Raw genomic sequence first — 21,483 nt, 5'->3', positions numbered from 1 at the left:
GAGCTGTTTGGGGCCGCGCCCCAGTGTGGCAAGTTGGTCCGTTTTTGCCATTTCGCCGCATTTCGACTGCGTTGATTGCGACATAGGCGGTTCCGCAACCGACCTATAGATCAGATTTTGACGCGTCACGAAGGAATAATTCACATGATCTTCCTGAACGCACCACATGTCGCCTCCGAAAAGGCCCGGTCGCCCGATCCGTGTGCCGGTGTGACGCGAGCCAGTGAATCAGTTGCCGATGTTCCCTTATTGTTCTAGATTTGGGGAATGGAACAATTGAAGAACACGGCGGAATCTCAATTCAACGCACCGGGTCGCGGCGCGGTGTCGAACCATGCCGGGCGGTTCGAGCGCCACGAAACCGCAGCCTTCGACGATGGATGGGACAACGAAGAAGAAACTCCCGTTCTTCAGACGGTTGTGCGGGACGAAGTGGCACGCAGCCTGATCACCTACAACCGCTCTCCGGATCTTCCTTTCGACCGCTCGATCAATCCCTACCGCGGTTGCGAACACGGTTGCGTCTATTGCTTCGCCCGTCCGACCCACGCCTATCTGGGCCTGTCCCCCGGTCTGGATTTTGAAACCCGGCTGATTGCGCGACCTAACGCGGCCGAAGTGTTGCGTCGCGAATTGGCGGCGCGGTCATACAAGGTTGCGCCGATCGCCATTGGCACGAACACCGACCCGTATCAGCCGATCGAAAAGGACAGGCAGATTACACGGGCTTGTCTCGAGGTGCTAAAGGACACCCGACACCCGGTCGCCATCGTCACGAAGGGGGCCTTGATAGAACGCGATCTGGATATCCTTGCCCACATGGCGCGGGATGGGCTGGTGAGAGTCGGCATATCGCTGACGACTCTCGATGCCGGACTGTCACGTCGGATGGAGCCGCGCGCACCTGCACCGCTGCGCCGACTGCGGACGATCGAACGCCTGGCGCGGGCGGGCGTGCCTGTGCGGGTCATGACATCGCCGCTGATCCCCGGTTTGACCGATCACGAGCTTGAGGCGCTGTTGCAAGCGGCCAGGGACTCCGGCGCGGATGCAGCCAGTTGGATCATGTTGCGGTTGCCCCGCGAGGTTTCGCAACTCTGGCAGGAGTGGCTGGCCGCGCACGAACCAGGCCGCGCCGACAAGGTCATGACCAGGCTGCGCGAGATGCACGGCGGTCGCGACTACGACCCGCGCTGGGGGCACCGGATGCTCGGCGAAGGTCGCTACGCAGAAATGATCGCCCAGCGGTTCAGGGCAGCCGTCAAGCGGATCGGCCTGGAAATCGAAACGGCGCCGCTTCGCAGCGACCTGTTCGTCCGGCCCGAGCGGGCAGGGGCGCAACTGTCCCTGTTCTGAAACGGCAAACGCCCCGGACAAGGCCGGGGCGTTTTCGTTTCGTTGCAGTGTATCTCAGCGTTTTTCGATATCCACGTAGTCGCGCATCGTCTCGCCCAGATACAGCTGGCGCGGGCGGCCGATCTTGTTCTGCGGGTCGGCGATCATTTCCTTCCACTGGCTGACCCAGCCGACAGTGCGCGACAGCGCGAAGATCGGCGTGAACATCGAGGTCGGGAAGCCCATCGCCTCGAGGATGATGCCCGAGTAGAAATCCACGTTCGGAAACAGCTTCTTGTCGATGAAATAGGGATCCTCCAGCGCCTGCCTCTCCAGCGCCTTGGCCACCTGCAGCTTGGGGTTGTTGTCGACGCCAAGCAGGTCCAGCACCTCGTCGGCGGACTGCTTCATCACCTTGGCGCGCGGATCGAAGTTCTTGTAGACGCGGTGGCCAAAACCCATGAGCCGGAACGGATCGTCATGATCCTTGGCGCGGGCGATGTATTCTGGAATGCGGTCGACGGTGCCGATCTCTTCCAGCATCTCCAGGCAAGCCTGGTTGGCGCCGCCATGCGCCGGCCCCCAGAGGCAGGCGATGCCGGCCGCGATGCAGGCGAACGGGTTGGCGCCCGAGGACGAGGCCAGGCGCACGGTCGAGGTCGATGCGTTCTGCTCGTGGTCCGCGTGCAGGGTCAGGATCCGGTCCATGGCGCGGCTGAGAACCGGGTTTACTTCGTAATCCTCGGCCGGAACGGCGAAGCACATGTACAGGAAGTTGGACGCATAATCGAGATCGTTACGCGGATACACGAACGGTTGGCCGATCGAGTACTTGTACGCCATGGCCGCAATCGTCGGCATCTTGGCGATCAGCCGGTGCGCCGCAATCTCGCGCTGGCGCAGATCGCTCACGTCGGTCGAATCGTGATAGAAGGCCGACATCGCGCCCACCACGCCCACCATGGTCGCCATCGGGTGCGCATCCCGGCGGAATCCACGGAAGAAATAGTGCATCTGCTCGTGGATCATCGTGTGCCGGGTGATCGTGGTCTCGAACTTCTCCAGTTCCTCCGCCGACGGCAGATGGCCGTAGAGCAGCAGGAAGCACACTTCCAGATAGTGAGATTTTTCCGCAAGCTGGTCGATCGGGTAGCCGCGGTGCAGCAATTCGCCCTTTTCACCGTCGATATAGGTGATGGTGCTGTCGCAGCTTGCGGTCGACGTGAAGCCCGGATCATAGGTGAACACACCCGCCTGACCGTAAAGCTTGCGGATGTCGATCACGTCCGGCCCCACAGTCGGAGAAAAGACCGGCAGCTCGTAGCTCTTGCCATGCACAGTCAGTTTGGCTGTTTCTTTGCTCTCAGACATGGTTGTCCTTTCCTCGTTCATGCGCAGGCCGGTTCGCTGTCCGACCGTGCGGGCAACGGCTGCGCGCCGGCGCAGTCCGTAATATAGCGGAGCAGCGTTACCTGAACATGAAACCAGGCTTAATTCACTGCATCAGAAAGCCGCGCCAAGGTCTCTTCTCGCCCCAGCACAAGCATCATGTCGAAAACCGAAGGTGTGACAGCACGACCCGCCAGCACAGCCCTGAGCGGACCCGCCAGTTTGCCGAACTTCAACCCCTGCGTTTCGGCGAACGCGTTCAGGGCCTCCTCCAGTCCGTCTCGGGTCCAGCTAGCATTTTGCACGTGCGGCGTCAATTCGTTCAGTATACCGTCGGATACAGACCGCAGCGCCTTCGTGGCATTTTCATCGGGCGAAATCGGGCGCGATGTCAGAACAAAACGCGCCTTTTCAAGAAGTTCCGGGAATGTGCGGGCCCGATCCTTGAGGCAATACATCGCACGCTCCAGATCACCGGCTTGTGTCGGGGAAAGCGCTGGAAGTTTCGCGGCGTCCAGGTAAGCCTCGATTTCTTGCCGCAGCGCAGCATCATCCGAGACCGCAATATGTTGTCCGCAGAGATTTTCCAGTTTTTTCAGATCGAACCGGGCAGGGCTCTTGCCGATCCCGTCCAGATCGAACCATTCCCTGGCCTGTTCGTCGGTGAAGAACTCGTCGTCGCCGTGGCTCCAGCCGAGCCGCGCCAGGTAATTCCGCATTCCGGCGGCCGGATATCCCATCGCCTGGTATTCCTGCGCGCCCAACGCCCCGTGGCGTTTGCTGAGTTTCTTTCCGTCCGGCCCGTGGATCAGAGGGATATGCGCCCAGACCGGCACTTCCCATCCCATCGCCTCGTAGATCATCATCTGACGGGCGGCGTTGTTCAGGTGGTCGTCGCCCCGGATCACGTGCGTCACGCCCATGTCGTGGTCATCCACCACGACGGCCAGCATGTAGACCGGCGTTCCGTCCGACCGCAGCAGGATCATGTCGTCCAGCTGATCGTTGCGGATGGTCACGTCGCCCTGCACCTGGTCGCGGATCACGGTCACGCCGTCCTGCGGCGCCTTGATGCGGATGGCATAGGGCGCGTCGGGATGGTTTGCGGCATCCGCATCGCGCCACGGGCTGCGGAACAGGGTGGATTTTCCCTCGGCGCGGGCCTTCTCGCGGAAATCGGCAATTTCGTCCTGTGTGGAAAAGCACTTGTAGGCCTTCCCCTCGGCCAGAAGCTGGTGCGCCACTTCGGCGTGGCGTGCGGCACCTTCGAACTGGCTGATGACGTCCCCGTCGTGGTCCAGACCCAGCCACTCCAGACCCTGCAGAATCGCGGCCGTCGCCTCAGGGGTCGAGCGTTCGCGGTCAGTGTCCTCGATCCGCAAAAGGAATTTGCCGCCGCGCCCGCGCGCATAGAGCCAGTTGAACAGCGCCGTGCGGGCCCCGCCGATGTGCAGGTAGCCGGTGGGCGAGGGGGCGAATCGGGTGACGACCTGTTCGGACATGGAGGCAATTAACCTTTTGGTAACCGTGGCGGGATAGCGTTGGCGCCTGTCTAACGAGCCGGGCGGACGGGGGCAACCATGCGCGTTCTGGCAAGGGTCGAGGCCGCGTTGCTGGCGCAGCGCGGGAATCTGCTTCTCTGGTCGCCAGTGTGTCTGGCGCTGGGGATCGGCCTCTATTTCGCCCTTCCGCAAGAGCCAGAGCGGCGTGCCTACACGGGCGTCGTTCTGTTGGCGTTTGGCTTGATCTGGATCGGGCGCAAGATGCCGGCGGCCTGGGCTCCGTTGACTTGGGCGCTGGCGCTGGCGGCCGCGGGTTTCGCGGTAGCCGGCGCCCGGGCCCACAGGATGGCGGCGCCGGTTCTGGAATGGCGCTATCACGGCCCGATCGAGGGGCGGGTCGTGGGGCTGGACCGGTCCGCCTCGGATGCGCTGCGGGTCACACTGGACGAAGTTCGTCTCAAAGGCGTTCTTGCCGTGCGCAGGCCCGCGCGCATCCGTCTGTCCCTGCATGGCGACAGCGTGGCGTTGATGCCGGGCCAGCGGATCATGACGACCGGACACTTGTCGCCCCCGCAGGGCCCGGTGGAGCCGGGCGGCTACGACTTCCGCCGCCATGCCTGGTTTCTGGGTCTTGGGGCGACCGGATACACCCGGAATCCGGTCGTGACCGCAGCGCCGCCGCAGGACGGCGCTGCGGGGTTGCGCGTTGCGGCACTGAGGACCGCCATTTCGGGCCGGGTCCTGGCGGTTTTGCCCGGCGATGTCGGCGGCTTTGGCGCGGCTGTGACCACTGGCGACCGCAGCGCCATCAGCCAGGACGCGGTGGACGTCCTGCGGGTGTCCAACCTTGCGCATCTGCTGGCGATCTCGGGGCTGCACATGGGCTTGCTGGCCGGTTTCGTCTACGCGGCCATGCGGATCGGGCTGTCGCTTGTGCCGCCGCTGGCGCTGCGAATTCCCGTGCGCAAGATCTCTGCCCTCTTTGCCCTGGTGGCGGCATCAGGTTATCTGGCGCTGTCGGGCAATAGCGTGGCGACCGAGCGAGCGTTCATCATGGTGGCGGTGATGATGGGCGCTGTCCTCGTGGATCGACGCGCCATCTCGCTGCGCGCAGTGGCAGTCGCGGCGATCGTTGTCTTGTGTCTGCGCCCCGAGTCGCTGCTCAGCCCCGGTTTCCAGATGTCCTTCGCTGCGACGACCGCGCTGGTGGCGGTGTTCGGCGGGCTGCGGGATGTCGGGATCGGCCTTGGCCCGGCCTGGCTCAGGCCGACGGCAAGCTTGTTTCTTGCCTCCACCGTAGCCGGTCTGGCGACCGCGCCGATAGGGGCCGCGCATTTCAACATGCTGGCGCATTACGGGCTGTTGGCCAATGTGCTGTCGGTGCCGGTAATGGGGGCTGTGGTCATACCGGCGGCGGTACTGGCCGTGGTGCTGTCGCCGTTGGGCCTAGAATGGGTCGGGCTGTGGATCATGGGCCGTGGTCTGAACTGGATCCTCGGGGTAGGAGAATGGGTCGCGGGCATGGTCGGCGCACGCGGGTTCGTCGCCAGCCCCCCGGATTATGTTCTGCCAGTCTTGGCACTGGGTGCACTGTGGCTCATCCTGTGGCGGGGCAGGGGGCGTTGGGCCGGGATCTTACCCATGATCATCGCTCTTTCGCTCTGGGGGCAGGTGCAACGCCCCGAAGTTCTGGTGGCCGACACCGGCGGACTTGTGGGCGTGATGACGGAACAGGGCCGGGCGCTGAGCAGGGACCGGGGCAGCAGCTTCATTGCGACCGTCTGGCTGGAAAACGACGGGGACGGGGCCGATCAAGCGGCCGCCGCCGCGCGATGGCCGCAACCGGACGGAGATTTGCGACGCTTCCGACTGATCGACAGGGAGCTGATCCACGTCACGGGCAAACGCGCGGCGCAGCGCCTGGACGGCTGCCATGCAAACCTGATTGTCGTGTCCACGGTCTCGCTCGACCTCACCGGCGAATGCGACGTTTTCGATCCCGAGCGGCTCAGGCTGACCGGCAGCCTCGCCCTTGATGGCGGCACGGTTCGGACCAGCGTAGAAATGTCAGGAAATCGATTGTGGTCGCCGACCCGAAACCCGGACCGGCGTCTGGCGAAATCTCAGTAAGTCCGGATCAGCCCGACCAGTCGGCCCTGCACCTTTACCTTGTCCTCGGGCAGAACGCGGGTTTCATAGGCGGGGTTCGCCGCCTCGAGAGCGATGGCATTGCCACGCCGGAAGAACCGTTTGAGCGTGGCCTCCTGATCCTCGACCAACGCCACGACGATGTCGCCGTTGTCCGCGACAGATGTTTCCCGGATCACCACCACGTCGCCATCGTTGATGCCGGCGTCGATCATCGAGTCGCCCCGCACCTCGAGCGCGTAATGCTCGCCCCGGCCTGAGATCATGGAGCCTGGCACGGCCACCTGATGCGAGACGTGGCTGATCGCCTCGATAGGCACACCGGCGGCGATCCGGCCCATGACCGGCAATTCGATCGCATGCACCGCGACCGGCTCCACGTTGGCGGGCCGCGGGCCAGAGGGCCTGTCGCCTTCGATCACGCGCGGTTTGAAACCCGCTGTCGGTTCGCCGCCCAGGCTTTCCGGCAGCTTCACGATTTCGATGGCGCGCGCACGGTGAGCCAGCCGGCGGATGAAGCCGCGCTCCTCCAGCGCCGTGATAAGCCGGTGGATGCCGGACTTCGACCGCAGGTCCAGCGCCGCCTTCATCTCGTCGAAACTGGGCGGAACACCGTCAGCCTGCACCCGTTTGTGGATGAACTCCAACAGATCCAGTTGTTTCTTGGTCAACATTGCTCGTACCTCGTCGCTCATGCGTTTGCTTTTGTTCTACGCATGTTCACGTTTTGTGTCAACCGATTTGGGTGGGGTTACAAGGGTAGGTAGAGTACCTCATCCCCGGAATCGCGCGCCGGATCCTCCGGCGGGCGCACAAGCAAGGCGTTCGCCCGAGCCAGGACGCTCAGCAGGGAACTGTCCTGATCGGCGCAGGCGCGGAGTCCGTTATCGTCGAGCACGGCGCGCATGTAATGTTCGCGCGGACCGTTCTTGTCGATCGGCGCCGCCAACCGTGCGCGGCGGAAGGGCGGCAGCGTCTCTTCCAGCCCCAGCATCCGGCGGACCATGGGCGCCAGAAATAGATATCCGCACACCATGGCCGAGACTGGATTGCCCGGCAGCCCGACCATGGCCGCGTCTCCCATCCGCCCCGCCATCAGCGGTTTCCCCGGCCGCATCCGGATCTTGTAGAAGGACCGTTCCATACCCAGTCCGGCTGCCACCTGACCGACAAGATCATGATCCCCGACCGACGCGCCGCCGATCGTCACCACCATATCCGCGCCCTCGGCCAGCGAAAACGCCGTTTCGAGGGACGAAACCGTGTCCCGGGCGATCGGCAGAATGCGGACATGCGCGCCGAACCCTTCCAGCAGGGCCTTGAGGCCAAAGGTGTTTGACGCGATGATCTGGTTCGGTCCGGGATCCTCTCCGGGCATTACCAGTTCGTCGCCGGTGGAAATCAGTGCGATGTCGGGTATTCGCGTCACGGGAACCGAGGCGATGTTCATTGCCGCCATCAGCGCGACGTCCTCGGCGCGCAGCAGTCGCGGCGCTTCGATCGTTGTTCCTTTGGTAAAATCGACGCCAGCCGGTCGGATGTTGGTCTTGGTCCCCGGATCGTCTTTGACGGTTATCAGGTTGCCGCGCCGCTCCACATCTTCCTGAATGACGACGAAATCTGCACCGTCCGGCACCGGAGCCCCGGTGAATATCCGCACGGCCTGGCCGGCGCCGACGCTCCCGTCAAAGCCGTGACCCGCGGCCGCTTCGCCGATGACCTTGAACATGGCGTGCATCTCGACCTCGGCCGCCTTGACCGCGTAACCGTCCATCGACGATGCGGCAAAAGGAGGCTGGTCGCGCGTCGCGGCAACGTCACGGGCAAGCACACGGCCAGCGGCTTCGGTCAGGGGTACGTCTTCGGACGGCAACACCCGGACAAGATCGAACAGCAGGGCGCGGGCTTCCTCGACCGTGATCATTGCGCCTCGTATCGCCCCGATTTTCCGCCATCTTTCAGCAGGACGCGAATGCCGCCAATCTCCATCGCCTTGTCGACGGCCTTGGCCATGTCATAGACGGTCAGCGCGGCGGTGGACACGGCTGTCAGCGCCTCCATCTCGACGCCGGTCTGTCCCGTGGTCTTGACCGTCGCCTCGACGCGGATTCCTGGCAGATCGGGGTCCAGCGTCAGTTCGACCGCTACCTTGGTCACCGGAAGCGGGTGGCACAGCGGGATCAGGTCGGGTGTCTTCTTGGCGCCCATGATCCCCGCCAGCCGCGCGACGCCTAAGACGTCACCTTTCTTGGCCTTGCCTTCCGCAATGATGTCAAAGGTTTCCCGCGCCATCCTTATGTGCCCCTCGGCAACCGCCACCCGGGGGGTCACGGCCTTGTCCGAGACATCGACCATATGCGCGTCGCCCTTCTTGTCGAAATGGGTCAGCGGCATCACATCGCTCCGGGCACCAACGGGTTCGCCAGAAGGGCGCGGGTCGCCGCAGCCACATCATCCTGACGCATCAGGCTTTCGCCAATCAGGAAACAGCGCGCGCCGTACCGGGCGATGTCCGACAGATCCGCGGGCGTGTTGAGACCGCTTTCGCTGACGATCATTCGATCGGCAGGAACAAGCTTGGACAGGCGCCGCGTTACGTCAAGAGAGGTCTCGAAGGTCTTGAGATTGCGGTTGTTTACCCCGATCAGGCGGCTTTGCAGGTCCGACGCGCGTTCCAGCTCGGCCTCGTCATGAACCTCGATCAGAACGTCCATGTCCCAGTCGATGGCGGTCTGTTCCAGTTCCGCGGCCTGCGCGTCGCTCACCGAGGCCATGATGATGAGGATGCAGTCAGCGCCCAGAACGCGCGCCTCGACCACCTGATAGGGGTCGTACATGAAATCCTTGCGCAGCACGGGCAGTTCGCAGGCTTCGCGCGCTGCCGTCAGATAGCCTTTTTCACCCTGAAAGCTCGGCGTGTCGGTCAGGACCGAAAGGCAGGTTGCCCCGCCTTCCTCGTAGGCTTGGGCCAGGGCGGGCGGGTCGAAATCCGGACGGATCAACCCTTTGGACGGGCTGGCTTTCTTGATCTCCGCGATCAGGCCGTAGCCGTTCCTTTTCGCCTTTTCCAGGGCCTTGGCAAACCCGCGCACGGGTGTCGCCTCGCGGGCTTGGAACTCCAGATCCGCCTGGGGTATCCGCTCCTTGTCGGCCGCGACTTCCTCAAGTTTATAGGCTTTGATCTTGTCGAGAATTGTACCAGTCATGCGGCGTCCTGTGTAATTCGGGCCAGTGCGGCGATCTTGTCCTTGGCTTTGCCGCTGTCGATGCTTTCAGTGGCCATGGCGACGCCTTCGCGCAGGTCGTTCGCGGCGTCGGCAACCACCAGCGCGGCCGCCGAGTTCAGCAGCACCGCGTCGCGATAGGCCGACGGTGCGCCGTCCAGCAGGGCTCGGAAGGCGGCAGCGTTGTCCTCAGGCGTGCCGCCAAGGATGTCTTCGAATGGGTGCACCGGCAAACCGGCATCTTCGGGATGCAATTCCACCTCCTTGACGACGCCGTCTTCCAGCGCGGCGATCCAGCTGACTCCGGTGATGGTCAGCTCGTCTGTGCCGTCGGATCCATGCACCAGCCATGCGTGGTCCGATCCCAGCACGCCCAGGGTTTCGGCCATCGGGCGGATCAGGTCGCGGCTGAAGGCGCCGGTCAACTGGCGCTTGACCCCCGCCGGATTGGTAAGAGGCCCAAGGATGTTGAAGATGGTGCGGGTTCCCAACTCCTGCCGGGTCGGCATCACGTGGGCGATCGCCGGGTGGTGCATCGGCGCCATCATGAAGCCGATCCCGGCCTCTTTCAGCGCCTTTTCAACGACCTTCGGGCCGACCATCACGTTGATTCCCATCTGCCCCAGCGCGTCCGCCGCGCCGGATTTCGAGCTGAGATTGCGGTTGCCGTGCTTGGCGACGACGACGCCCGCGCCCGCGACGACAAATGCCGTGGCCGTCGAGATGTTCAGCGTTCCCTTGCCGTCGCCGCCTGTGCCGACAATGTCCATGGCGCCTTCGGGCGCTTTCACCGCGTTGCATTTGGCGCGCATCACGGCGGCGGCGGCGGCATATTCATCCACCGTTTCACCGCGCGTCCGCATCGCCATCAGCAGCCCCCCGATCTGGCTGGGCGTTGCTTCACCCTCGAACAGGAGTTTGAAGGCGGTCTCGGCCTCGGCGCGGGTCAGGGGCCGGTCGGCGGCGGCTCCGATCAGCGGTTTCAGCGCGTCACTCATGCAGGGACTTTCATCTCGTTCAGGAAGTTTCTCAGCAGGGCGTGGCCATGCTCGGATGCGATCGATTCCGGATGGAACTGCACGCCATGAATCGGCAGATCCCGATGCTGCAGGCCCATGATGGTGCCATCCTCAAGCTCCGCCGTGATCTCGAGGCAATCCGGCAGGCTTTTCCGTTCGACCACAAGCGAGTGATAACGTGTCGCCTCGAACGGTGACGGGACACCGGCGAACACGCCTTTGCCCGTATGATGCATGGTTCCCATCTTGCCATGCACGATTTCATGGCACCGCACCACCTTGCCGCCAAAAGCCTGGCCAATGGTCTGATGCCCAAGACAGACACCCATCAACGGCGTTCTCGTTTCGGCGGCAGCCTGCGTCAGTGCCAGGCAGATGCCGGCTTGATCCGGATCGCAGGGGCCGGGGCTCAGCAGAATGCCGGCGGGATTCATCGCCATCGCCTCCTGGACGTCCAGCGCGTCATTGCGCCGCACGACCATCTTGGCGCCAAGCTCTCCCAGATAGTGGACGAGATTGTAGGTGAACGAGTCGTAGTTGTCGATCAGCAGCAGCATTCGGGCACATATCTCGGTTGGGCATTTGGGACTGGCGGTATGGTCCCGGGCCACGGTATAGTATCGGGGACATACATGCTCAGGCTTGTGCGGCAGCGTCAAGGGCGCATCCGTGCGACGGTGGCCCGGGGGACGTCAACGCCGCAACAGACGGTGAGACAATGAACGAGGCAAGAGAAGGACATAGGGGCAAGCAGAGATGAGCCGATTTCTCGGAGGAATGACAGCGGGCGCGGTCGTGGTGGTCGCCATGGGCGCATTCCTGTCGCTGAACACGCCGATGTCGCACAGTCCGCTCGTCGCCAGCAAGGCGCCGGCGACGGAACCGCCGGGCCAGAACGGGACCGACAGCGAGGTCAAGGAACCGGGCGCCGATGCCGACCTGGTAGAGCTTGCGCCGCACGCGCCGAAAGACGGCAAGGCTAAGGCCGACTGCCTGGCCGCCCTGGACGAAGGCGCGACCAAACCGTCCGACCGGCCCGCCGTGGGTGGCGCCACGGGAGCGTTGAAGAAGCCCGAAGCCGCTTCGGAGACCGGCGTGGATGTCGCGACCGTTGCGCCCGTCGCTCCGCCAGCGCCCTCGGCATTGCCCAACTCTCCGCAGGAAGACATCCAGCCAGTCGTGGTCGACAACGCACCTTCGCAGCCGACGGCGAAACAGGCCGAACCGGTTCCGGCATCGGAACCCGGAAAGGAAGAACCGGCGGAACAGGCTGGGCCGCAGATCGCTGCAATTGACGACAAGCCCGCCGAGCCGCCGATCGCCAAACCCGAGCCGGCTCTCAAACCCGAGCCCTCGGGCGAGGCTGGGGTCGAGAAAGAGGACGACGAGACGCCGTCGCGTCCGCGAATGGCGGCGCTTCCACAGATCGGCGGCGCCGAAAACGCCGAACCCGGCGTCACGGTCGGCACACGTGTCGTACCCCTGATCGACCGCGACAAGGAACCGGAGGTCGTGGAACTGCCGGCGATAAAGCCGATCGAGGCGCACGCCGCGGCGTTTGCAAACCCCGAGGGCAGGCCCCTCATGTCGATCGTTCTGATCGACGACGAAGGCTCTTTCGGTGTCGAGGCGCTGCAGGACTTCCCGTACCCGCTGAGTTTCGCAGTCAGCCCGACAGACCCGCAGGCCGCCGAAAAGATGGCACGGCACCGTGCGGCCGGCTTCGAGGTTCTGGCGATGGTGGACCTGCACGAGGCCGCCAGCGCGCAGGATGCCGAGGTTTCGATGTCCGTCTGGCTGGATACTCTGCCGGAAACCGTCGGAATCTTGGAAGGAACCGCATCCGGGATTCAGGGCAACCGCAAGCTTGCGGATCAGGTCGCAGCCATCGCCGGTGGCACCGGCCGCGGTCTGCTCACGCAGGACAGCGGGCTGAACACCGTGCAGAAACTTGCCGCGCGAAATGGCGTGCCTTCGGCCGTCGTGTTCCGCGACTTCGACGGCGCCGGGCAAGAGACCAAGACCATGCGCCGCTTTCTCGACCAGGCCGCGTTCCGCGCCGGGCAGGAAGGGGCCGTCGTCATGCTGGGCCGGGTGCGCCCCGAGACGATTTCCGCCTTGCTGCTCTGGGGGCTAGAGGACGCGACCGACAGGGTCGCTCTGGCGCCGATCTCGGCGGTCCTGATGAAAAGCCAGGAATAGGCGGGCGCTGACGTAGCCCGCCGGAACGACCGATCAGCGGTTGCCCGGCCCGGCAAACCGCGCCGCGTCCACGGCCGCACGGCGGATGGCGTTCGATTTGTGCACCGTTTCCATGTATTCCGCCTCGGGGTCGCTGTCATAGACGACGCCGCCTCCAGCCTGGATATACAGCCTGCGGTCCTTCACGATGGCGGTGCGTAGCGCGATGCACATGTCCATGTCGCCGCCCGCGCTGAAATAACCGACGCCGCCGCCGTAGATACCGCGTTTTTCGGGCTCGAGCTCGTCGATGATCTCCATCGCCCGCACTTTCGGTGCACCAGACACTGTTCCCGCAGGCATACCGGCGAAAAAGGCGTCCAGCGCGTCCTTGCCCTCGGCCAGTTCGCCCACGACATTCGACACGATGTGCATCACGTGGCTGTACCGCTCGATGATGAATTTCTCGGTCGGGCGCACGGTGCCGATCTTGGACACCCGGCCCGTGTCGTTGCGGCCCAGGTCAAGCAGCATGAGGTGTTCGGCCAGTTCCTTCTGATCCGCCAACAGATCTGCCTCGAGCGCGCGGTCCTCTTCCGGCGTGGCTCCGCGCGGGCGTGTGCCGGCGATCGGGCGGATGGTGACTTCCTTTCCGAAAACGCGCACCAGGATTTCCGGGCTCGCGCCGACCACCTGGAAACCGCCGAAGTTGAAGTAGAACATGAAGGGCGACGGGTTGGTCCGCCGCAAGCTCCGGTACAGCGCGAAGGGCGGCAGTGGAAAGTCCTGCGTCCAGCGTTGCGCCGGGACGACCTGAAAGATGTCGCCCGCGCGAATGTAATCCTTGGCCTTTTCGACGGCCTCCATGTAGGCAGCCTTGGTATAGTTCGACTGCGGCGGCGCGATCTCATGCGCTTCGCCCAGATCCCGGGATTCGGCGGGCATGGCGCGCTCCAGGTCGCGCACCGCGTCCATCACGCGCTCGGCGGCCTGCGCATAGGCCGCCTTGGCCGTTTGACCGTCGTTGACCCAGGCGGGCGAGACCACCGTGACCTCTCCCTTGACGCCGTCAAGGACGGCGACGACCGACGGGCGCATCATCACCGCATCCGGCAGGCCCAGCGGATCTGGGTTGACGTTCGGCAGGTGCTCGACCAGCCGCACCATGTCGTAGCCCAGATAGCCGAACAACCCGGCGGCGGCCTGCGGAAGGTCGTCGGGCAGCGCGATGCGGCTTTCCGCCAGCAGCGCGCGCAGGTTGTCCATCGGATTGCGGTCCTGCGGTTCGAACGCCTCGGGGTCGAACCGGGCCGAGCGGTTCAGCGACGAACGCTCGCCGTCGCAGCGCCAGATCAGATCCGGCTTCATCCCGATGATCGAATAGCGCCCGCGCACTTCGCCCCCCGTCACCGATTCCAGCATGAAGGCGTCCTTCTGCGCGCCCGTCAGCTTGAGCATCAGCGATACCGGCGTGTCCAGGTCGGCGGCGAGCCGCGTGTAGACGACCTGGTTTTCACCCGCTTCATAAGCGCGGGCGAAGGTGTCGAAATCCGGGGTCAGGGCCATGTCCGATCCCTTACTGGAAGCTGGCCTGAACCGCGTTCAGGGCACGCTGGTCCAGTGTCGGCTGCGCGCGGATCTGCGCGTCCCGGACATAGATGTCAAAGATGTTCTGCGCCAGCGCCTGATCGAGCTGCGCCGACATGGCCGCGCGCATCTGGGTCAGGTCTTCGGTGTCCGCGGGCGGCAGCACTTCGTCCAGCCGCACGATCAACGCGGTGCCGGGGCCCGCGATCACGCGCATGTCGCCCGGTTCCATTTCAAAGACCTGGACCATGAAGTCGTTGGGAACGTCTTCCAGGAACGCGGTGCGGGTCAGCCCGTTCTCGACGCGGAACGGCAGGCCGGTCGCGGTGAAATCGCCGTCGGTCGCCAGTTGCGGCAGCAGGCGGTTGGCCTGTTCCTGCAACGCCTTCGCGGTTTCCGCCTGCATCCAGGCGGCAATCACCCGGTTGCGGGCGCTTTCCAGCGGTTCGGGCCGCGGTTCCAGTTCTTCGTCGAGCCGCAGCGCAAAGATCGAGCCGTCCTCCAGGAATGCGATCTCCGGGAAGTCGTCGGCGCTGACCGCCTCGGCCACCGAGCGGAATCCGTCATAGGCCGCGACGCCGTCCGAACTGTCCGTCGTCCAGTCGATCTGGCCCAATTCCATTTCGGTTTCGTTTGCCAACTCTTCCAGCGTCGCGCCGCCCGCAAGCAGGTCGTTGATGTCCTCGGACTGCGCCTCGATCAGGCGACGGGCGCGTTCGGCGGCCAGTTCGTCGCGCAACTCGGCCTCTGCGTCCTCGAATGTGGTGATCTGCTCGGCCAGCGTTCCGTTGACGCGGAACAATGCCGGCCCGAGATCCGAGGGCAGGGGGCCGACCACCTGGCCGATCTCGGCCGCAAAGATTGCCTCGGCCGCGTCGCCCAGATCGTCTGCCGTCATATCGCCAAGGTCGATGTCGCGCAGTTCCAGCCCGCGATCCTGCACCAGTTTCTCAAAGGTGGTTCCGGCGACCTCAAGCTGTGCCTTTGCGCTTTCGGCTGCTTCTTCGTTCGCAAAGACCAGCCTTTCGACCAACCGCCGTTCCGGCTGTTGGAACTCGGCCTCGCGCTGCTCGTAAAGGCGGCGGACGCTGTCCTCGTCCAGGTCGACCGAATCCAGCAGCATCTCGGGCGAGAGCAGGGCATAGGTCAGCCGTTTGGTGCGCGGCAGCATGAATTGATCCTGGTGCGCGTCGTAATAGTCCTGGATCTGCGCATCGGTCGGCGCGGCCACCGGCGTGTCCAGGTTTTCGCGCGACAGCGTCGCCACGGTGAAACTGCGCCGCGCGCCGACATAGTCGGCCAGCGTGTCCGCCATGGTGTCGGGCATCGTGACGCCCGCCATGATCGCGCCCTGTACCAGCGTGCGGGCGGATTCGTTGCGCAGTTCCTCTTCGAATTCGGCTTCGCTCACGCCGATCTGTTCCAGTTGAAAGCGGTAGGATTCGCGGTCGAATTTTCCGTCAACGCCCTGAAATGCGGGAATCGAAACGATTTCCTTCTGCAGGTTCTCGTCACCGATCGACACGCCAAGCCGGGCGACTTCGTTGTCGAGCGAGGCAAGGGCGATCAGCCGGGCCAGGGCCATCTGGTCCAGCCCCATTTCGCGGGCCTGCGCCATCTGAAGCGGCTGTCCGGTCTGGGCTTCGATGGCGCGGATCTCGCGCTGCAACTCGCGGGCATAGGCGTCGACGGTCACCGTTTCGTCGCCCACCTGCGCCACGGTCCGCACGGTGCCGGTCAGGTTCACCGCGCCGAACCCTGCAAGGCCAAGCATCAGCAGGCCCATGAGGATCCAGACGAAGGTTTTCGATAAGCTTTTGACGCCCGCGGCCATGGTGCCCCCTTGGTTTGTGGCTGGTGTTCCGCCCCTTTGATTGCGGCCCTGAATACGACGCGCCGTGACGGGGGGCAAGCTCAGAAGGCCAGCGCAGCCAGCCGCTCGAACAATTGCCCGATTCCGGCCCGGTCGAGGTTCGCGAAAGCGATGCGAACCTGCCTCTGTCCTTCCGGGTCATTTTCCGGCATGAACATCGTTCCCGGCAGCAGCAGAACCCCGGCATCGGCGACCAGCCGACGGGCCAACTCGTCCGAAGGCATGTCGAACGGGTGTTCGAGATAGGCGAAATAGGCGCCAAGCCCCAGCAGTTTCCACCCCCGGTCCTCCAACGCCCCCACACCTTCGGAAATCGCCGCGCGCCGGTCCAGGATCTCGGCCCGCTCACCGGCAAGCCACTGGCTCAGGTTCCGCATTCCCCAAAGCGCCGCGTGCTGGCCGATCTGGCCCGGACAGATCGCGACCGTGTCGAGGAACTTCTCGATTTCGGCCAACAGCGCCGGGTTCGTGGCCAGAGCGCCGACCCGGTGCCCGGTCAGACGGTAGGACTTGGAGAAGGAATAGAGATGCACCAGCGTCTCGTCCCAGTCCGGTTGCTGGAACAGATCGTGCGGCGCGCCGTCCCGGCTGTCGAAGTCGCGGTAGGTCTCATCGACCAGCAGTTTGAGGCCGGTCTCTTTCGCTAGGTCGTAAAACGCACGGACCAGTTCCGCCGGATACTCGACGCCTCCGGGGTTGTTCGGCGTGACCAGCGCGATCGCGCGGGTCCGCTCGGTGATGAGCCCGCGCGCCTTTTCCGGGTCGGGCAACAAGTCGTCGCCGGTGCGCAGATCCACGGCCCTCACGCCGGCCATGTCCAGCCACATCTTGTGGTTGAAGTACCAGGGCGTCGGCAGGATCACCTCGTCGCCTTCGCCGGTGATGGCAGAAATCGCCGCCGCGAAGGCCTGATTGCAGCCCGAAGTGATGGCGACCTGCCGCGCCTCGACCGAGGCGTGGTAGTGCGACGAAATCTGCCGCGCAAGCTCTGCGCGCAACTCGTCATTGCCCAGCACCGGCCCATACAGATGCGCGCTGTCCTCGGTCATGGCGAAGTCGGCCATGGCCTTGCGCAAGGCGGCTGGCGGCGGATCGACAGGCGCGGCCTGGCTGACGTTGATCAGGGGCCGATTTTCGGGAAACTTGACGCCTTGCAGCCAGCGGCGCGCCTCCATGACCGGCGGGGCGAAAGTGGCGGCGGTGCGGGTGATACTCATGTGTCGATCCGGATCGGCTGATGGTTTCGGTATAATGCGGATGCGGGCCTGACAGGCACGCCGGGCGGCGAACCTGCGGCGGAAAACAAAAAGCGCCCCGGCCGGGACGCTTCTGGATCAGTCGGTGCCGCGATAGGGTTCGACGTATTGCAGGGCCATGTCCCAGGGAAAGAAGATCCAGGTATCCTGGCTTACCTCGGTGATGAACGTGTCCACCATCGGGCGGCCCTTGGGCTTGGCGTAGACGGTGGCGAAATGCGCCTTGGGGTACATGTTTCGCACCAGTTCCAGCGTCTTTCCGCTGTCCACCAGGTCGTCGATGATCAGGATGCCTTCGCCGTCGCCCATCAGATCTGCGTCAGGCGACTTCAGCACTTCGGCCTGACCCTGCGCCTGGTGGTGGTAGGACCGAACGCTGATCGTATCGACCGTGCGTATGTCCAATTCGCGGCTGACGATCATCGCGGGTGCCATGCCACCGCGGGTGATCGCCACCACTGCGCGCCAGGCCCCGTCATCCGGGCCTTGCCCGTCAAGCCGCCACGCCAGCGCCCGAGCATCGCGATGGATCTGGTCCCAGCTGATGTGAAAGCCTTTTTCGTGGGGCAGGCGGTCCTTGCCGGTCATCGTCGTTTATCCCTTTTCCACGTCGGGCGCATCGACGGCCTTCATGCCGACGATGTGGTATCCCGAATCCACGTGCAGGTTCTCGCCCGTCACGCCGCTGCTGAGATCGGACAACAGATAAAGCGCCGATTTTCCAACTTCGTCGATGGTCACGTTGCGGCGCAGGGGCGAGTTGTACTCGTTCCACTTCATGATGTAGCGGAAGTCGCCGATGCCGCTGGCGGCCAAGGTCTTGATCGGCCCTGCGGAGATCGAGTTGACGCGGATGCCGTCCTTGCCCAGGTCCTCGGCCAGGTATTTCACCGACGCCTCCAGCGCGGCCTTGGCGACGCCCATGACATTGTAATGCGGCATAACCTGCTCGGCGCCGTAATAGGTGAGGGTCACGGCGCTGCCGCCTTCGGTCATCAGCTTTTCGGCGCGCTGCATGACGGCGGTGAAGGAATAGACCGACACGTCCATGGTCAGCTTGAAATTGGCGCGGCTGGTATCGACGTAGCGGCCGCGCAATTCGTTCTTGTCGGAAAAGCCGATGGCGTGAACCACGAAATCCAGCCGACCCCACTTGTTCTCAAGCTCTGTGAACAGGGCGTCGATCGACGCCTCGTCGCTGACGTCGCAGGGAAGCACGATCTCGCTGCCCAGTTGAACGGCCAGAGGATCGACGCGCTTTTTCAGCGCATCGCCCTGATAGGAAAAAGCAAGCTCGGCCCCGGCCTCGGACAAGGCGCGGGCGATGCCCCACGCGATGGACTTGTCATTGGCCAGTCCCATGATGAGGCCGCGCTTGCCGGCCATCAACTGATTTGACATGTTCGGTTCTCCGCCTGTCGTCGCGATGTGTTGAGGTGGTTTATGCCATTGGTCTGATTGCTTCAAGGCCGCGTGCTCTTGCCCGCGGCGAGTTCTGGCCGTAGGGTCAAATGTGAAGCGTTCAAGGGGATGGAAATGAACGAACGTGACGGCATCTTTGCCGGGACCGACCCGTTTGTCATAGCGAGTCGGTGGTTGAGGGAGGCTGAAAAAACCGAACCCAACGACCCCAACGCGATCGCCTTGGCGACCGTGGATTCGCAAGGTTTGCCCAACGCCCGCATGGTTCTTTTGAAGGACATCGATGCGGACGCCTTTGTTTTCTATACCAACTATGAAAGCGCCAAGGCGCAGGAACTCGACGGCGCGGGCAAGGCGGCCTTCGTGATGCATTGGAAATCGTTGCGGCGTCAAATCCGCGTTCGTGGTACAATCGCGCGCGAAGAGGGTGGGAATGCCGACGAATATTTCGCCTCCCGCTCGCTGAAAAGCCGGCTGGGCGCGTGGGCGTCACGCCAGTCGCGGCCTCTGTCGAGCCGCGCGGCGCTAATGGCGGAAGTGGCCAAGGTGACCGCGAAACTGGGGACAAACCCGCCCCGCCCGCCATTCTGGGGAGGATACCGTCTGGTGCCAAGCGAGATCGAATTCTGGGCGGATGGCGCGTTCCGTCTGCACGACAGGTTCGTCTGGCGGCGAGAGCAGCCCGAGAAGGAGTGGCAAGTGCAAAGGCTGAATCCATGAGACTCGCGCAACTTGAAATGCAACCGCTGGAAAACAAAGGGTTTTTAACGCTTGAATTTGCGCTGCAAAAGCCTACACATCACTCCCTTAATGATCGAACAAAATCCACGATGGGAAAGACGTGCCTGAAGATCTGAACGACATGTACCGCGTCCGCGGACACGTGAAATGGTTCGACCCCGCCAAGGGGTTCGGATTCGTCGTGTCCGAAACCGGCGGGCCGGACATTCTCTTGCATGTGAACGTGCTTCGGAACTTCGGCCAGAGTTCGGTTGCCGATGGTGCTGGCATCGAGATCATGACCCATCGCACCGAGCGGGGCGTGCAGGCGGTCGAGGTTCTCAGCATCGAGCCGCCGGCGCGGACCGAAACGATGATGCTTGCGGATTTCGCCGATCTCGATCCCGACGTCATCGCGCAGGCGCCCCTGGAAGCGGCACGGGTCAAATGGTTCGACAAGGGCAAGGGCTTTGGCTTTGCCAACGTGTTCGGCCGCAGCGAGGATGTCTTTCTGCACATCGAAGTCCTGCGGCGGTCGGGCCTTGCGGATCTGCAGCCCGGTGAAGCTCTGGCCATGCGCGTGATCGACGGCAAGCGCGGACGGATGGCCGCCCAGGTCCTGGCCTGGGAAGCGGCGCTGAACAACCGCTGAGTCACCGCCATGAAAGGTCTGTTCGCAACTCTGGCCCTGATCACGCAGGTCTGGGCCGGGATGGCCGCCGCCGCCTGTTCCCCCGAGGTCGTTGATCTGAAGAACGAACTGGCGCAGATTCGCTTCAACATCGAATTGGCGGTTACCCCGCAGGAGAGGTCCAAGGGCCTGATGTTCCGCGAACCCATGCCCGACCGGTCGGGAATGCTGTTCGTTTTCGACCCTCCGCAGCCGGTTGCCTTCTGGATGAAGAACACGCTGATCCCGCTCGACATGATTTTCGTCGATCGCACCGGCGTCGTGACGCGCGTGCATCACGGTGCGATTCCCGGTGACGTGACCCCGATCGATGGCGGTGAAGCTGTCTTTGCGGTGCTCGAGGTCAATGCCGGGCTGGCTGCCCGCTACGCCATCGCCCCCGGCACCGTGCTTCGGCACGAGATTTTTGCCCAAGGTCCCGCGATCTGGCCCTGTTAGGTCTTTTCAAACCCGGATCGCGCCGTTAGGAAGGCGCACGGTCCGGGGCGTGGCGCAGTCTGGTAGCGCACCTGTTTTGGGTACAGGGGGTCGTGAGTTCGAATCTCGCCGCCCCGACCACTTTCCGATCAGACCGGGGTCCCTCCCGCCACTTGGTAAAGCCGCGTGAGTTTCCGGTCCAGCGTCGGGCTTTCGATGGCGACCTTGAGTGTCCTGCCCGACTTTTGCGGAATCAGCAGGAACATGTCCGCGTCCACCTGATACCCTCCCTGGTTCTTGACCGAACTCAGCTGCATGACGCTTTTCGGCAATTTTTGCGGGTACCCGTCGAAGTTGAGGATAAGATAGGCGGTCGTTTCCGGCGACAGCAGCTGCCGGCATTCGGTACTGGTCTGGCTGATGCGCCGGAACTCCTCGCCGGGATCGTTGCAGGCCGCCTCGAAGGCAGTGAAGAGATCCGCGGGAAACTCGGAGAACTGCGCGCTGCGCGACGAGATTCCCTCATGTTGTGGTGTGCAGGCCACGATTGCGGCCATGACGGGAAGACTCCAGAGCGCGCGCATGGCCGGAAAATCCAAATAATGATGTCACGTATCCCGAACTTTAGGACATCGCCGGGCCGCGAGCGACAGTGATTCTGTTTGCGCTGAAATTGTGTGCGGTTTTTGCAGGGTTTTCATTCCTTGCCGTAAGCACCC

General features: G+C 63.7%; 20 protein-coding genes and 1 tRNA gene. 7 read left to right on the top strand and 14 right to left on the bottom strand.

Annotation, left to right across the window (positions count from 1 at the left end):
- The first annotated feature begins 267 nt into the window (after positions 1-267).
- Positions 268-1,356 (top strand): PA0069 family radical SAM protein, encoded by a 1,089-nt coding sequence (locus FGK63_RS06230; RefSeq protein ID WP_138840745.1) that lies wholly within the window; start codon positions 268-270, stop codon positions 1,354-1,356.
- Between the two features lie 54 nt (positions 1,357-1,410).
- Here FGK63_RS06230 and gltA read toward each other — a convergent pair whose 3' ends face one another.
- Entirely contained in the window at positions 1,411-2,706 is a 1,296-nt protein-coding gene (gene gltA, locus FGK63_RS06225) for a citrate synthase (protein WP_138840744.1), read from the bottom strand.
- A 119-nt stretch (positions 2,707-2,825) separates the two neighbouring features.
- The gene (gene gltX / locus FGK63_RS06220) at positions 2,826-4,226 is read right to left on the bottom strand and encodes a glutamate--tRNA ligase (protein WP_138840743.1); all 1,401 of its coding nucleotides are present in this window, start codon (positions 4,224-4,226) and stop codon (positions 2,826-2,828) included.
- 78 nt (positions 4,227-4,304) lie between these two features.
- On the opposite strand from gltX, the gene FGK63_RS06215 reads away from it, so the two are divergent.
- Positions 4,305-6,356, top strand: a complete 2,052-nt coding sequence (locus FGK63_RS06215; RefSeq protein ID WP_138840742.1) for a ComEC/Rec2 family competence protein — start codon at positions 4,305-4,307, stop codon at positions 6,354-6,356.
- On the opposite strand, the gene lexA is transcribed toward FGK63_RS06215, so the two are convergent.
- The 6 genes from lexA to FGK63_RS06185 form a co-directional block, all read right to left on the bottom strand.
- A complete protein-coding gene (lexA, locus tag FGK63_RS06210) occupies positions 6,350-7,048 on the bottom strand; it encodes a transcriptional repressor LexA (RefSeq protein ID WP_138840741.1) in 699 nt (232 codons plus the stop codon). The two genes, FGK63_RS06215 and lexA, sit on opposite strands and share 7 nt — an antisense overlap.
- Before the next feature lie 77 nt (positions 7,049-7,125).
- The gene (locus tag FGK63_RS06205) at positions 7,126-8,298 is read right to left on the bottom strand and encodes a molybdopterin molybdotransferase MoeA (protein ID WP_138840740.1); all 1,173 of its coding nucleotides are present in this window, start codon (positions 8,296-8,298) and stop codon (positions 7,126-7,128) included.
- Positions 8,295-8,768 carry a cyclic pyranopterin monophosphate synthase MoaC gene (moaC, locus tag FGK63_RS06200; RefSeq protein WP_138840739.1) on the bottom strand — a complete coding sequence of 158 codons (474 nt, stop codon included), beginning with the start codon at positions 8,766-8,768 and terminating at the stop codon, positions 8,295-8,297. The genes FGK63_RS06205 and moaC overlap by 4 nt, the downstream gene beginning before the upstream one ends.
- Positions 8,768-9,580, bottom strand: coding sequence for an indole-3-glycerol phosphate synthase TrpC (trpC, locus tag FGK63_RS06195; protein WP_138840738.1), 813 nt, complete (start codon positions 9,578-9,580; stop codon positions 8,768-8,770). The genes moaC and trpC overlap by 1 nt, the downstream gene beginning before the upstream one ends.
- Positions 9,577-10,596 carry an anthranilate phosphoribosyltransferase gene (gene trpD, locus FGK63_RS06190; protein ID WP_138840737.1) on the bottom strand — a complete coding sequence of 340 codons (1,020 nt, stop codon included), beginning with the start codon at positions 10,594-10,596 and terminating at the stop codon, positions 9,577-9,579. The genes trpC and trpD overlap by 4 nt, the downstream gene beginning before the upstream one ends.
- Positions 10,593-11,174 carry an anthranilate synthase component II gene (locus tag FGK63_RS06185; protein WP_138840736.1) on the bottom strand — a complete coding sequence of 194 codons (582 nt, stop codon included), beginning with the start codon at positions 11,172-11,174 and terminating at the stop codon, positions 10,593-10,595. The genes trpD and FGK63_RS06185 overlap by 4 nt, the downstream gene beginning before the upstream one ends.
- 199 nt (positions 11,175-11,373) lie before the next feature.
- On the opposite strand from FGK63_RS06185, the gene FGK63_RS06180 reads away from it, so the two are divergent.
- Complete coding sequence (locus FGK63_RS06180) at positions 11,374-12,819, top strand: polysaccharide deacteylase family 2 protein (RefSeq protein WP_138840735.1); 1,446 nt, start codon at positions 11,374-11,376, stop codon at positions 12,817-12,819.
- 33 nt (positions 12,820-12,852) lie between these two features.
- Here FGK63_RS06180 and trpE read toward each other — a convergent pair whose 3' ends face one another.
- The 5 genes from trpE to fabI form a co-directional block, all read right to left on the bottom strand.
- Positions 12,853-14,364 (bottom strand): anthranilate synthase component I, encoded by a 1,512-nt coding sequence (gene trpE, locus FGK63_RS06175; protein ID WP_138840734.1) that lies wholly within the window; start codon positions 14,362-14,364, stop codon positions 12,853-12,855.
- A 10-nt stretch (positions 14,365-14,374) separates the two neighbouring features.
- Positions 14,375-16,219, bottom strand: a complete 1,845-nt coding sequence (locus FGK63_RS06170) for a peptidyl-prolyl cis-trans isomerase (protein WP_138840733.1) — start codon at positions 16,217-16,219, stop codon at positions 14,375-14,377.
- Positions 16,220-16,299: 80 nt separating this feature from the next.
- A complete protein-coding gene (locus FGK63_RS06165) occupies positions 16,300-17,475 on the bottom strand; it encodes an aminotransferase (protein ID WP_138840732.1) in 1,176 nt (391 codons plus the stop codon).
- Positions 17,476-17,592: 117 nt separating this feature from the next.
- Entirely contained in the window at positions 17,593-18,102 is a 510-nt protein-coding gene (gpt, locus tag FGK63_RS06160; protein WP_138840731.1) for a xanthine phosphoribosyltransferase, read from the bottom strand.
- Between the two features lie 6 nt (positions 18,103-18,108).
- The gene (gene fabI, locus FGK63_RS06155) at positions 18,109-18,915 is read right to left on the bottom strand and encodes an enoyl-ACP reductase FabI (RefSeq protein WP_138840730.1); all 807 of its coding nucleotides are present in this window, start codon (positions 18,913-18,915) and stop codon (positions 18,109-18,111) included.
- 135 nt (positions 18,916-19,050) lie between these two features.
- Here fabI and pdxH point away from each other — a divergent pair, with 135 nt between their 5' ends.
- The 4 genes from pdxH to FGK63_RS06135 all read left to right on the top strand — a co-directional run bounded on the left by pdxH (position 19,051) and on the right by FGK63_RS06135 (position 20,905).
- Entirely contained in the window at positions 19,051-19,656 is a 606-nt protein-coding gene (gene pdxH / locus FGK63_RS06150) for a pyridoxamine 5'-phosphate oxidase (RefSeq protein WP_138840729.1), read from the top strand.
- A gap of 142 nt (positions 19,657-19,798) precedes the next feature.
- Complete coding sequence (locus tag FGK63_RS06145) at positions 19,799-20,308, top strand: cold-shock protein (RefSeq protein ID WP_425471842.1); 510 nt, start codon at positions 19,799-19,801, stop codon at positions 20,306-20,308.
- Positions 20,309-20,317: 9 nt separating this feature from the next.
- Positions 20,318-20,785: a DUF192 domain-containing protein gene (locus FGK63_RS06140; protein WP_138840727.1), complete on the top strand. Its 468-nt coding sequence runs from the start codon at positions 20,318-20,320 to the stop codon at positions 20,783-20,785.
- Positions 20,786-20,828: 43 nt separating this feature from the next.
- Positions 20,829-20,905: transfer RNA gene (locus FGK63_RS06135), tRNA-Pro, on the top strand.
- A gap of 8 nt (positions 20,906-20,913) precedes the next feature.
- Here FGK63_RS06135 and FGK63_RS06130 read toward each other — a convergent pair.
- The gene (locus FGK63_RS06130) at positions 20,914-21,321 is read right to left on the bottom strand and encodes a hypothetical protein (protein ID WP_246043966.1); all 408 of its coding nucleotides are present in this window, start codon (positions 21,319-21,321) and stop codon (positions 20,914-20,916) included.
- Between the last annotated feature and the right edge of the window lie 162 nt (positions 21,322-21,483).

The sequence above is a fragment of the Ruegeria sediminis genome (assembly GCF_005938215.1).
Lineage (GTDB): Bacteria > Pseudomonadota > Alphaproteobacteria > Rhodobacterales > Rhodobacteraceae > Ruegeria > Ruegeria sediminis.
This window is presented reverse-complemented; position numbering and strand designations above follow the sequence as displayed.